The sequence below is a fragment of the Marinobacter sp. ATCH36 genome (assembly GCF_023555055.1).
Classification (GTDB): domain Bacteria; phylum Pseudomonadota; class Gammaproteobacteria; order Pseudomonadales; family Oleiphilaceae; genus Marinobacter.
Genome location: NZ_JAMJPL010000003.1, coordinates 1 through 12872, shown reverse-complemented (window position 1 = coordinate 12872; position 12872 = coordinate 1). Strand labels below are relative to the sequence as shown.

Annotated in this window: 13 protein-coding genes; 1 reads left to right on the top strand and 12 read right to left on the bottom strand. The window is 55.9% G+C overall.

Going from position 1 to position 12872, the window contains the following annotated elements; all coding sequences use genetic code 11:
* Nucleotide 1 precedes the first annotated feature (1 nt).
* The gene (locus M8010_RS10970) at nt 2-1678 is read right to left on the bottom strand and encodes an AMP-binding protein (RefSeq protein ID WP_250091197.1); all 1677 of its coding nucleotides are present in this window, start codon (nt 1676-1678) and stop codon (nt 2-4) included.
* A gap of 208 nt (nt 1679-1886) precedes the next feature.
* On the opposite strand from M8010_RS10970, the gene M8010_RS10965 reads away from it, so the two are divergent.
* Complete coding sequence (locus M8010_RS10965; RefSeq protein WP_250091196.1) at nt 1887-2372, top strand: MaoC/PaaZ C-terminal domain-containing protein; 486 nt, start codon at nt 1887-1889, stop codon at nt 2370-2372.
* 320 nt (nt 2373-2692) lie between these two features.
* Here the strand turns inward: M8010_RS10965 and M8010_RS10960 are convergent, their stop codons facing one another.
* From M8010_RS10960 to M8010_RS10910, 11 genes are all read right to left on the bottom strand, one after another.
* Nucleotides 2693-3871 carry a vWA domain-containing protein gene (locus M8010_RS10960; protein ID WP_250091194.1) on the bottom strand — a complete coding sequence of 393 codons (1179 nt, stop codon included), beginning with the start codon at nt 3869-3871 and terminating at the stop codon, nt 2693-2695.
* 22 nt (nt 3872-3893) lie between these two features.
* Nucleotides 3894-4736, bottom strand: coding sequence for an AAA family ATPase (locus M8010_RS10955; protein WP_250091193.1), 843 nt, complete (start codon nt 4734-4736; stop codon nt 3894-3896).
* A gap of 91 nt (nt 4737-4827) precedes the next feature.
* The gene (locus M8010_RS10950) at nt 4828-6693 is read right to left on the bottom strand and encodes a vWA domain-containing protein (RefSeq protein ID WP_250091191.1); all 1866 of its coding nucleotides are present in this window, start codon (nt 6691-6693) and stop codon (nt 4828-4830) included.
* Nucleotides 6693-7037 carry a hypothetical protein gene (locus M8010_RS10945; RefSeq protein WP_250091189.1) on the bottom strand — a complete coding sequence of 115 codons (345 nt, stop codon included), beginning with the start codon at nt 7035-7037 and terminating at the stop codon, nt 6693-6695. The genes M8010_RS10950 and M8010_RS10945 overlap by 1 nt, the downstream gene beginning before the upstream one ends.
* Complete coding sequence (locus M8010_RS10940) at nt 7037-7483, bottom strand: YcgN family cysteine cluster protein (protein WP_250091187.1); 447 nt, start codon at nt 7481-7483, stop codon at nt 7037-7039. The genes M8010_RS10945 and M8010_RS10940 overlap by 1 nt, the downstream gene beginning before the upstream one ends.
* Nucleotides 7480-7773, bottom strand: coding sequence for a YcgL domain-containing protein (locus M8010_RS10935; protein WP_250091185.1), 294 nt, complete (start codon nt 7771-7773; stop codon nt 7480-7482). The genes M8010_RS10940 and M8010_RS10935 overlap by 4 nt, the downstream gene beginning before the upstream one ends.
* On the bottom strand, nt 7770-8918 hold the full coding sequence (locus M8010_RS10930) for a ribonuclease D (RefSeq protein ID WP_250091183.1): 1149 nt from the start codon (nt 8916-8918) through the stop codon (nt 7770-7772). Before M8010_RS10930 ends, M8010_RS10935 begins: the two co-directional genes overlap by 4 nt.
* Nucleotides 8919-8937: 19 nt before the next feature.
* Nucleotides 8938-9540, bottom strand: coding sequence for a recombination mediator RecR (gene recR, locus M8010_RS10925; RefSeq protein ID WP_250091181.1), 603 nt, complete (start codon nt 9538-9540; stop codon nt 8938-8940).
* Between the two features lie 12 nt (nt 9541-9552).
* On the bottom strand, nt 9553-9876 hold the full coding sequence (locus tag M8010_RS10920) for a YbaB/EbfC family nucleoid-associated protein (protein WP_250091179.1): 324 nt from the start codon (nt 9874-9876) through the stop codon (nt 9553-9555).
* A 33-nt stretch (nt 9877-9909) separates the two neighbouring features.
* Nucleotides 9910-11643 carry a DNA polymerase III subunit gamma/tau gene (dnaX, locus tag M8010_RS10915; RefSeq protein WP_250091177.1) on the bottom strand — a complete coding sequence of 578 codons (1734 nt, stop codon included), beginning with the start codon at nt 11641-11643 and terminating at the stop codon, nt 9910-9912.
* Between the two features lie 317 nt (nt 11644-11960).
* Nucleotides 11961-12572 carry a PEP-CTERM sorting domain-containing protein gene (locus M8010_RS10910; protein ID WP_250091175.1) on the bottom strand — a complete coding sequence of 204 codons (612 nt, stop codon included), beginning with the start codon at nt 12570-12572 and terminating at the stop codon, nt 11961-11963.
* Nucleotides 12573-12872 lie beyond the last annotated feature (300 nt).

The following is a 12872-nucleotide window of genomic DNA, read 5'->3' as shown; positions in this document are numbered from 1 at the left end:
TTTACTTGTTGCTGGCTTCATCCCGAAGTTCACGGCGCAGAATCTTGCCAACGTTGGTCTTCGGAAGGTCGTCGCGGAATTCGAACGACTTGGGTACCTTATACGCAGTCAGGCGCTCACGACAGAACTCTTTCAGTTCGTTCTCTGTCACCCCTTCCGCAGTGGGCACCAGGTAAACCTTTACCGCCTCGCCACTCTTGGCATCGGCCACGCCGACTGCGGCACACTCAACCACTTTGGGATGGCCACTCACCACATCCTCGATTTCGTTCGGGAACACGTTAAAGCCAGACACGATGATCATATCCTTCTTGCGGTCCACGATTCGGATATACCCATCTTCCTGGATCAGCGCGATGTCACCGGTTTGCAGGAACCCGTCCTCGGTAAACGACTTCTGTGTGTCTTCCGGACGCTGCCAGTAGCCACGCATTACCTGCGGACCTTTCACGCACAATTCACCCGGCACGCCGATGGGCGTTTCCTTGCCGTCGTCGTCGATGGTTTTGACTTCGGTACCCGGAATCGGCAGGCCGATGGTGCCCAGTTGAATGGCGCTATTGGGGTTGAAGGTAACAACCGGCGATGTTTCAGTCATGCCATAGCCTTCAGCGATTTCACAACCGGTGACACGCTGCCACATCTTTGCGGTGTCGCTGGTCAGCGCCATGCCGCCGGAGGAGGTCAGCTTCAGGCCACTGAAGTCCAGACCCTGGAATTCTTCATTATTGCACAGCGCCACGAACAGCGTGTTGAGACCAAGGAACGCGGTGAACCTGTGATTCTTGAGTTCCTTGACGAAGCCCGGAATATCTCTGGGGTTCGGAATCAGCACATTGTGCGCACCGGCTTCCAGCATGATGCCGCAGTTCAGCGTGAACGAGTAAATGTGGTAGAGAGGCAGCGGTGCGATTACCACTTCCTTGCCCTCTTCCACCGTGTCCTCCATCATCGGGCGAACCTGCAGCAGGTTCGCAACCAGGTTACCGTGAGTCAGCATGGCACCCTTGGCTACACCGGTAGTGCCGCCGGTGTACTGCAATACAGCAATGTCGTCCTTCTTGCATTCTACCGGTGTGAACTTTTCCTTGCTGCCGGCGCTGAGAACCGCTGGCAATTTATGGGCCTGTGGCAGATTATAGGCCGGCACCATTTTCTTCAGGTGTTTTACCGCCGCGTTCATCAGTGTGCGCTTCAGCGGGGAATGCATATCGGCAATTTCGGTGACAATAACGTGCTCGATGCCGGTATGGGGAAGCACTTTCTCAACGTTGTTGGCCATGTTAGCCAATACGACTATGGCCTTGGCGCCGGAATCGTTAAACTGGTGCTCCATCTCGCGGGTGGTATACAACGGGTTGGTATTCACCACAATCAGACCCGCGCGCATGGCACCAAAGACAACAACGGGATACTGGGAAACGTTGGGCATCTGAACAGCAATGCGATCGCCCGGTTTGAGGTCGGTCTTGTTCTGCAGCCACGCGGCAAAATTGCGGCTCTGGGTATCCAGGTCACGATAGGTGAGCGTTGCGCCAACAGCGCTGAAGGCAGGTCGGTCAGCGTACTTCTTTACCGCCTGATCAAATACATCCACCATGCTGGAGTATTTTTCAAGGTCAACTGTGTGGGGTACACCGGCGGGGTATTTGTCCTGATAGAACTGCTCAAAATCCATCACCATCTCCTGTTGGGCACTTGTGCTTGTAATGTTTACCGATATCGGTTTGATCAAAAAATCAACCAGACAAAAGTATCAGCCTCGAAAAGTCGGGAGAGAATAGCAGTTTTGTGAACGATGAGGTAGTTTTCGGGGCAGAACTGTAGCTTCTATAAACAACTACCCAATTTGGCATTATACCCATCGGGATAACCGCGGAGCCCATATGAGCGAGACGTTTGAGACGCTTGAAAACATTACCTACGACGAACTTCAGGAAGGCGACTCGGCAACCTATGTGAAGACACTGACGGAAGACGAACTGGTGCTATTTGCCGCCGTGTCCGGCGACGTAAATCCGTTGCATCTGGATTCCGCCTTTGCCGCAGACTCCTCGTTCCATGAACGCATAGCCCACGGCATGTGGAGCGGCTCGCTGATTTCCGCAGCCCTGGCCACAGTAATGCCTGGCCCGGGCACTGTCTACCTGGAACAGAGCCTCACATTCAGGCGGGCGGTGAAGCTGGACGACACTCTGACAGTAAACCTCAAAGTACTGACCAAGGGGCGGAGGAACCGCGTAACTCTGGCGTGCGATGTGCGTAACCAGAATGATGAGCAGGTGGTTACTGGCGAGGCAAAGGTGATTGCCCCCACCCAGAAAATGTCACTCAGCAAGCCCCGGTTGCCCAAAATCACCATCGAGCGGTAAGGGCCTGGCTAAGGAACAAGCAGGGCCAGGAGTAATGTCGCATTAGTAGCCACTGTAACTCCAAATTTACGCCCGACTGGCAGGCAAGAACGGTATCTCGCCAATTGAACCATCGAAAGCGTCGGTTTTTTTGACAGAGGCAATGTAAAAGAGAGTGTCAGATCACGGTGAGTTACAGTAGCAACGTGCTAATTGATTGATTTTGAATATTTATAGTCAGGTGGCCCTGGACTTGCACGTTGTGAAGGGCGGGGAGCTCAAACAGGCACCCCGTTTGATATGCCGAGCTTAGCCGATGCCCTCAACCGCGTCGGCTTTTTTTATTTGCTCAGCTGCTTCATGGCCGATTCCAGGCCCTCAATGGTCAGCGGGTACATGTGGTCATTCACCAGTTGCCGGGTCATTCCCAGGGAACCACCCTGCCCCCAGTAGTTCTCCGGAAGCGGATTAATCCACACCACTTTGCGGAAGTGCTCGCTAATACGCTGAAACCATGTCGCTCCTGCTTCCTCGTTCCAGTGTTCGATGGAACCGCCAGGGTGTGAAATTTCATAGGGCGCCATGGTGGCATCCCCCACAAAGATCACTTTGTAGTCCGGCGTGTACTTGTGCAGGATGTCCCAGGTGCTGGTGGTTTCGTTCATTCGGCGAATGTTGTTCTTCCACACACTCTCGTAGACGAAGTTATGGAAGTAGAAGTACTCCATATGCTTGAACTCCATCCGGGCGGCGGAAAACAGCTCTTCGCACACCCGCACGTGGGGGTCCATGGAGCCGCCCACATCGAAGAAGATCAGCACCTTGACCGCGTTGTGCCGCTCCGGAACCATTTTGAGATCCAGGTAACCGGCATTGCGGGCGGTGGAACGAATGGTGTCGTCCATATCCAGCTGGTCCGCGGCACCCTGACGGGCGAATTTCCGCAGGCGGCGCATGGCGACCTTGATATTGCGGATGCCCAGGGTAATGCTGTCGTCCAGGTCCTTGAATTCGCGCTTTTCCCACACCTTAACGGCACGGCCATGGCGACCCTTGTTCTGGCCAATCCGGAAACCTTCAGGGTTATAACCATTCGCGCCAAACGGAGAGGTGCCACCGGTACCGATCCACTTGTTGCCGCCCTGGTGCCGTTCCTTCTGCTCTTCCATGCGCTTTTTGAAGGTTTCAATCAGCTCTTCCAGGCCGCCCAGGGAATCGATCTTCGCCTTGTCTTCCTCGGACAGCTGCTTCTCAAATTCCGCCCGCAGCCAGTCATCGGGAATCAGCGCTTCCATCAGGTCGTCGAGGTTTTCGATACCTTCGAAATAGGCCTGGAACGCCCGGTCAAATTTGTCGAAATGGCGTTCATCCTTGACCAGACAAACCCGCGCCAGATAGTAGAACTCTTCCATATTGGCGAACGCGAGCCGATTCTGCAGGGCTTCCAGCAGATCCAGGAATTCACGCAGGCTGGCGGGCACCTTGGCACGCCGCACTTCGAGAAAAAAATCAATCAACATACAGTGTTGCTCTTACCGGATTTCAGCTGCGACGACGGGCCATAAAGGCCAGCTTCTGCAACAGGTGGACATCCTGCTCGTTCTTCACCAGGGCACCGTAAAGCGGTGGCAAGGCAGAACTGGTGTCCTTCTCCTGCAACATTTTGGCAGACAACTCATCCGCCATCAGCAGTTTCAGCCAGTCGATCAGTTCCGAGGTAGAAGGCTTTTTCTTCAGCCCGGGTACCTTGCGCACGTCAAAGAAAACTTCCAGGGCATCCCTTACCACCTGCTGCTGCAAGCCCGGAAAGTGCACGTCCACGATATTCTGCATGGTGTTGTGATCCGGGAAGCTGATGTAGTGGAAGAAACAGCGGCGCAGGAAGGCATCCGGCAGCTCCTTCTCGTTGTTACTGGTGATCACAATGATGGGACGGTGGTTGGCACGGACATGCTGTTGCGTCTCGTACACAAAGAATTCCATCCGGTCGAGTTCCAGCAACAGGTCATTGGGGAATTCGATGTCGGCCTTGTCAATCTCATCGATCAGCAGCACCACCCGCTCTTCGGACTCAAAGGCCTCCCATAGCTTGCCCTTGACGATGTAGTTGCCGATGTCCTTGACCTTTTCGTCACCCAACTGGGAATCGCGCAGACGCGAGACCGCGTCGTACTCATATAGACCCTGCTGCGCCTTGGTGGTGGACTTGATGTGCCAGGGAATCAGGCGCATGCCCAGCGCAGAGGCCATTTCTTCCGCCAGCAGGGTTTTACCGGTGCCGGGCTCACCCTTGATCAGTAACGGCCGTTGCAGCGTGATGGCCGCATTTACCGCCATTTGCAGGTCGTCAGTGGCTACGTATTTCTCGGTACCGGTAAACTTCATGCTGTCAGTATCCTGTTCAATTAACGATTAAACGGCTGTTTGAAATAAGCGCTCAAGTATAAAGAACCGAAGCTCGTCTGATAAGGGGCGGTTACTTTTTCTTGCCGTCGTCAGGCTCATCCCCGTCATCAAGGAGCCCGTTTTCATCATCGGTATCGGGCAGATCATCAAACTCGGAGAGATCGAAATCCTCCAGACCAAATTCATCGTCTTCCTCCTCCGGTTCGGGCTCTTCCACTTCCGTGTCGGCAACGGGAATTTCCTCTTCAGGAACTTCTTCTTCAGGCTCCGGTTCGGCTATGGGAATTTCTTCTTCCGGCGCTATAACAGGAGGCTCTCCCTCCTCCTCTTCTTCCCCGGTTTCGGACTTTTTCCGGCGAATGGCTACGAAAACTACGCCACCGGCAGCCAAAAGGCCCAACCCACCGGCGGCTGCCATTGCCCACAAAGGTATCCCGCCTGACTCAGCTGATTCCTGGACAGGCTCCTGCTGGTTTTCGGTAGGCTGTGCGGGGCCTGACTCTTCTGCAACCGGCGCCGCATCCGGTTCTTCAACCTGGCTGATATCGATTGGCGCATCGTCGGCAACGGGTTGCTCCGCCACTTCCGGCTCTGCCTCTGGTTCCGGTTCTGGCTCCGGCTCAGGAAGCGCTTCGACAGGCTCGGCTGCAACGGGTGCCTCCTGACCCTCTGGCACCACGAAGCGGGTCGCCGCACTGAATCGCCGCGAAAAAGTCTGGCCGTCGGCGACGATATCGATCTCGTATTCGCCCTCATCCGGCAGGCGGGGGATATCGTCGGTATACACGCCATCTTCCGGGGGTGAATCTCCCGACAGGGTTTTGGTACCACTGCGGCCATCGTTGGACGTCAGGGTAAGCCGAACATCAATCACACCGAGGAAATCCGGATTATCAATTTTCTGGTCGTCTTCGAAGAACGCCACGCGGAGTTCAATGGGCTCATCCGCCGTGAACATGGGTGGTATCGGGCTTACAACCATGCGAAGGTCACTGACAACCGTGACCCGGCTGCCCTCGCCCAGTTCGCCGTTGATTTGCCACCGGCCCGCTGCCGGGTCGGTCACGGTGATCAGGTCATACTCGGTTTCCCGCGCCCAGCGCATGCCGTCTGATACTGAACCGGCCGTCGCTTCCTCGCCCGCCGGGCTGATCAGGCCAAGCTCGCGGGTGGCGGCCGGCTCTTCGTCCGCGCGGAAAATCAGTGCGGTGAATTCCTCGACGCCTTCATCGACAGTAAATCCGTCGCCTTCGATAGGAATCTGCTGCTGGGGCACGGCTGTGTTTAGCGCTTTCAGAAAGGCTTGGGTCAGCGCGTCTGCCGAGGGTGCCAGGGAGTAACTGCCACCGGTTTCCGTAGCGAGGGTTTCAAGCAGTTCAAGATCTGCCTCACCGGACAAGGCAACGGTATGAATCGTAGCGCCACGGCTGTTCAGTTGCTCAAGCATGGGGCCGAGAATTTTCTGCCGTTCCTGTTCATTAGCGCCGGCATCATCGGCGATATCCACTTTGCCATCGGTCAGCAGGATAAAATCGGTGTTATTCAGTTCATCACTGCCTGACAGGTAAGGGTCGCTGGCAACGCGGAGGGCCTCTCCAAGATTGGTGCGCAGGGCCACGGAATTGATCTGCCCGGAGCGATCGACGGCCTGCTGCCGCCAGTCGTCGGTTACTTTTGCGTGAGGCACCAGCATGTTCACGTACTGGCCGAAAGTCCACACCCCGGTGCTGGAGTCTTCCGGCAGCATCCGCGCCAGCAGACGGACGGCAGGCTGGCGCAGATTGTCGGGGTCATTGGCTTCCATGGAGCCGGAAATATCCACAATTATGCGGATATCGGCATCGTCCGGCAGTTCCAGTACAGGTTCCTGCTGGGCAGACACTGCGAAAGGCAGGCTGAGAAAAACAAAAAACAGACAGCTCAGAACTCTTCGCATCAGCGTTTGACCAACCGATATCTCACCAGGTCAAGTATCCACACCAACAGCATGGCCGCAGAGGCGATACCAAAGTTCAGGAAGGCACGGCCAGCCTCACTGGCGTCACCCAGAATGGTTTCATAGCCACCGTGCAACCACGCCGGTATCCACCAGTTGGCCACCTCGGCGGATTCCACCGGGGTGAGGAAGACAACAATCAGGGCTGCCTGAAGCAGTGTGCGGACTGCGTATATTGGAATGATGCGGAAAAGCCGCCCCATCGTGTAGAAGAAAATCACAAAGGCGACCGCGTACAGGGCCCAGAATATTCCGTAAGCGAGGTTGGTTTCAGCGTCTATCATTAAAGGATCCAGTGAATGATGTGTTCTTCCCAGTCTTCTTCTGCTACGTCGGCTTCGGACATTACCCGGCCGCGAACCGACACGCCGGCGTCATGGACCGTTTGCGGGTCTCCTGAACGCAGCGGGTGCCAGTCCGCCAGTGGGCGACCTTCCGCCAGTGTACGATACGCACAGGTAAATGGCAGCCAGTGGTAATCGCCCAGTGATTCCGGTGTCAGTACCGTGCAGGCCGGCACCTTCTGCAAACGCTCGGAATACACCGTGCACTGGCAGCTGTCCTGATCCATGTACCGACAGGCAAGCTCGGTATAGTAAACATCGCCGGTGTCTTCGTCTTCCAGCTTGGCCAGACAGCACTTGCCGCAACCATCGCACAGGGACTCCCATTCCGCAGGCGTCATCTCGTCCAGTCGCTTGCGCTGCCAGAAGGGAATCTGTGCAATCATTCCCTGCTCTGCTCCGGCTTGCGGCGGAAGTCGACTACATAGCCGCTGCTCTCTTCCGACATCTGCAGGAAGAAATCCTTGTCCGCAATGGCGTCCAGCACCTGCTTGCCGGTGGTGCGCGCCAGTTTACGCTCCGGTGTCATGACCAGGTCCATGGCATGTACCGGCTTGCCAAAGATCTCCCGCAGGTTGTCCGGTAATTCGTCCCAGGCCTGGCCACGGCGAACATAGATATAGGTATCGATTTTCTTGCTGCTGCGAAACACCGATACAAACGTTTTTTCGGTCATGATTTCAGTAATTCCTCAATCTGTTCACGCATCGGCGCCAGGGTTTCGCGGCGCCAGCCCTGGTCAAAAAGCCCGGCAGACAGGTCTCTCTGGTCGACGACTGCCTCAAGGCGTTTGCGCGGGGCCAGCAACTCAATGGGAATATCCCTGGCCTCAGCAGCCTGGACCATGTGGCGTTTAACCTGCTTGTAAAACATCTGCTGTTCCCGGCTCAGTGGCGCCGCTATAGCCTCAATACCCGAGTTGTCCGCGGAGGCAGCATTGGCAACGAGTTCGATGATTTTATCACCATAACGACGTACCACCGCAGGCGGAAGACCCTGGATCGATGACAGCTCCCGCGCCGATTTCGGCAATTTCTCGGCGATGGCGAGTAACAGTGGGTCCGCTACTACACGGCCTCTGGGGCGGTCGCGGCGCCTGGACTCCTGTTCACGCCAACGCACCAGATCCCGCAGCACACCCTGTTGCTGCCGGCTCAGAGTCCATCCACCACGCAGTTTAAGATAATGGTTGTCCGGGTCATCTTGGGCCGCCAGCTCCCGGGAGAAGCGTGTTGACTCCTCTGCAAGGGCGTCCTCAAGGCCGCGCTCCTGCAACTTTGCCATTACCCAGTGGTACATCGGCACCAGAAAACGCACATCGTCCAGCGCATAACGCTCCTGGGCTTCGGAAAGCGGGCGCGAGACCCAGTCCGAACGGGTAGCGGACTTATCAAGGGTTTCCCCGAACAGGGTTTCCACCAGGCGGGCGTACCCCACCGAGAAACCGGCGCCGGCAAGGGCTGCGCCAATCTGCAGATCAACGAGCCCTTCCGGCTCAAGCTGTAGCCAATGGCGGAAGAGTTCAAGGTCCTCGCTCATGGCATAAAGCAGCTTGGGCACATCCGGATCCGTCAGAATCTTGCGGAAACCCTCGGAGGCCTCGGCAACCGAAGGATCCACCAGGCAGAACCTGTCTCCCAGCCCCAGTTGAACCAGTCCCGGAATCGGGTAGAAGGTATTCACCCGCTCGAATTCGGTATCCAGTGCCAGCGGCTCACTTCCGCCTTCGGCAATCCAGCGGTCCAGTTCGCCCGGTTCCCGAACCCAGGAAACAGTCTCGGGAGCCGCGGGAACAAGTGCGGCCGGGTTGGTAGCGTCCATAGTAAAAGCCAGGTCAGGTTTATTCAGTCAGGGGTTTGCGGCCACGGAAGGCGTGGGTGAGGGTGAATCCATCCACGTATCCCAGTTCTCCGCCCACCGGAATGCCATGGGCAAGGCGAGTGATGAGGATATTGCTGCCATCCAGCCTGTCAGCGATGTAGTGGGCCGTGGCCTCACCTTCTACCGTCGGGTTGGTGGCCAGGATCAGTTCGGTCACGCCTTCATCCTGAATGCGCCGCAGCAGGCGCTCGATACCGATCTCTTCGGGGCCAACGCCATCAATCGGTGACAGATGCCCCATCAGCACAAAATAGCTGCCACGGTAATCACCCGCCTGCTCGATGGCCAGCAGATCCGACGGACTTTCCACCACGCAGAGTGTACCGTTGCGGCGTTCCGTGTTGTCACAGATATTACAGGTGGGAGTGTCCGCAAAGTTCTGGCAGCTTTCACAGCGGCGCACGCCCGTCATCGCCCTTTCCAACGCATCTGAAAGCCGGGAGCCGCCAGAGCGCCCCCGTTCCAACAGGTGAAATGCCATTCGCTGGGCCGTTTTCTGACCGACACCAGGCAGACAGCGGAGGGACTCCACCAGCTCGTCCACCAACGGACTAAAAGCCATCAACAATCCTCATCAGAACGGCATTTTGAAGCCAGGGGGCATACCCATACCAGACATCATGCCGGACATTTTGTCTTTTTGGTTTTCCTCCACACGGCGAACGGCATCATTGATAGCCGCCGCCAGCAGATCCTCCAGAACCTCTTTTTCTTCGCTCAGCAGGGAAGGATCAATGTCGACTTTCCGTACATCATGGCGACCATTCATGGTCACCTTCACAAGGCCGGCACCAGACTCGCCGGTAATTTCGGCCTTGGCAGCCTCTTCCTGGGCCTTCTTCATCTCTTCCTGCATCTGCTGGGCCTTTTTCATCAGGTCGCCCATATTATTCATCATGCTCACCTTCTTCAGAATTGGCTCAAGAGTGCCTCAAACAGGGCGGATACTGTCTTCGACTACCCGCGCCTCGAATCGTTCAACGATGGACTGCACCGCCGGGTCATTGCGAATAGCCTCTTCCGCCGCTTTCTGGCGCGCAAGGCGCCGGCGCTCTTCCCAGGCTGCCGGAGTCTTTCCGCCAGCATCGCCCTGCTCTATACGCAGGGTTATGGTGTCACCAAACCGATTCCTCAATGCCTCAACGATCTTTTCTTCGTGGCGGGCGTTCAGTAACCGGGCATGGCCTTCGTCGATAGTCAGTACGATTTCATCGCCATTACGGCTCATGGCCGCGTTGCTGGCCAGGTTGCCCGGCATACCGGCTATGCCAAGGCTGCGAAAATCCTGCTCCCAGACAAATTCACCATTGTCCGGTAGCTCTTCTGGAGGCTCCGCCACCGGTTCTGCCTGCGGGGCTTCAGCCACCTGCTCTGGCTCTGGCTCTGGCTGTAGCTGTGGCTCTGTCTCTACTTCCGGCTCTGGTTCTACTTCCGGTTCTGGTCCTGATTCGGGCTCAGGCTCCGGTACGGCTTCCACCGGCGGAGCTGTCGGCGCCACAGGGCCAGGCTCGGGGTCCTCCCGTGACTCCTGACCGGACGACGAACCACCGGAAGCAACCGCCGGCGGCTCCCGGCGATCCGCGCCTGGCCGGAAGGCCAGCATGCGCAGCAGCGTCATCTCGAACCCCATGCGGGCATCCGGCGTTACTGACAGGTCTTTGCGGCCCATCAGAGCAGCCTGGTAAAACAGCTGCGCGTCTTCCGCACTCAGCCGTCGCGCCAGGGATTCCACCTGGGCAGCATCACCCAACGAATTGTCGACACTGCCGGGGACCACCTGCTCCATGGTCACGCGATGGAAGAGTGACAGCAGGTCCGCCAGGATCACGCTGTAATCCGGCGCGAAATCGGAAACACGGCCAATTTCAGAGAGCAGCGCCGGCCCGTCATTCTCAACCAGTGCGTTGACCAGCTTTTCGATATCCCTCTGGTCGATGGTACCCAGCATATTGCTGACATCACTGCCAGAAAGCTTCTGGTTACCAAAGGCAATGGCCTGGTCGGTCAGGCTCAGCGCATCCCGCATACTGCCATCGGCGGCGCGGGCCAGCAGCCACAGGGCCGGCTCTTCAAAAGGGATGCCTTCCTGTGTGAGCACGTACCGCAAGTGCCCGGCAATGTGCTCTGGTGTCATCCGTTTGAGGTTGAACTGCAGGCAGCGGGACAGAACGGTGACTGGGAGTTTCTGAGGGTCTGTAGTCGCCAGCAGGAACTTGACGTGTTCCGGCGGCTCTTCCAGGGTTTTCAGGAATGCGTTGAACGACTGGTTGGTCAGCATGTGCACCTCGTCGATGAGGTACACCTTGAAACGCCCGCGGGAGGGCGAGTACTGAACGTTGTCGGTCAGCTCCCGCATATCATCCACACCAGTACGGGAGGCGGCGTCGATTTCAATCAGATCGACAAAACGCCCTTCCTGGATTTCCTGACAGCTGGAGCAGGTACCACAAGGCGTGGCGGTAACGCCGGTTTCGCAATTCAGGCAGCGGGCAAGCAGTCGCCCGATGGTGGTCTTGCCCACGCCACGGGTGCCGGTGAACAGATAGGCATGATGCAGCCGCTGGTTGTCCAGGGCATGAATCAATGCCTGGAGCACATGCTCCTGGCCGACCATATCTTCGAATGTACGGGGGCGCCACTTGCGGGCAAGTACCTGGTAGCTCATGTTCTGCCAACTGCCGTTAAAAATGGGTTTAACCTTAGCACGGTCATGGTGTGAGAAGAAGCCGATACGGATTGATCAGAGAGGGGAAATCTTCGGCTTCACCCTGGCTAGATAGGTGTCTCAATGCCGATACGATTCAAAGTATCAGGTGTAAAAATTTTCGACATACCTAAAATCACTTTGGGATTCGAGCGTGGCGCTCGAAAACAGCGTGAAAGGCGGCAAGATTATAGAAGAAGGCAAGCGGAAATTTATATAAAGAAAACAGAAAAGCCAGCCCGAAGGCTGGCTTCAAAAAATCTATCTGAAGTATTTTTTCAGACAGACCGGCGACGGTAAGCTGCTCCAAGACCAAGAAGACCCAAGCTCAGTAGAGCCAAGGTGCCTGGCTCTGGTACAGCTTTCACCGCAACGTTATCGAGCATAATGCCGATGTTGTCTCCGCCATCGTGGGCGAAGCTAACGTAACTATTGGTTAGTTCCGTCACAGTGAAGTTACGGGTGACAGTTTGCCAGGGGGCGCTTCCAGCCAGATCAAAAGTTTCACCACCCAGGATGCCGTTTAGAATTACCTGCATCATGTCATTGCTGCCGTTACGCTGGTTGCCGGAAATGTCAAAGACCAACGAATAGTTGCCTGCTGCCAGCGTAAACATGGTGCTGGTGAGAGTACCAGCATTGCCGGTGCTACCATCAAGATCCACACACTTTCCTGTTCCGCCAAGACAGCTGATGCCCCAATGGTTGGTGTTATAGATCAGGTCAACGGTGCCGTCAGAAACCGTCCAGTTGGTGAACTCGTTGTAGTTCAGGGCTGATTGGCCAGCAGTGCCCTCAGAATCGAAATCATCTTCGAAAATTGGAGTAGCGTGAGCTCCGGCTGTCAGCAGGGAACTGGCGATTAGCGCTGCAAAGTACTTCATTTTCATATCCTTGATCCTTGCAAGATTTGATCGGTACTTTCTTATAAAGCATTTAATGTGCCATATTTTTATCAATATGAAAAATAGGGATTTTTATATAGGCAGATATATAATGCGTAAAGAAAATGGACATTATTTAGTTGCCTGCTGGCACTGTGTTAAGCAGCATTGGCCAACTTCTAACTAGTGCCCATCCAGAAACTCATAATTCATTGATTTCTGGTTAATATTATTGATCAGGCATAAAAAAATCCTCTTGGATCTGGTATGTTTTAAGCGCGAACCAAAACCACCAACCCAAGAGGA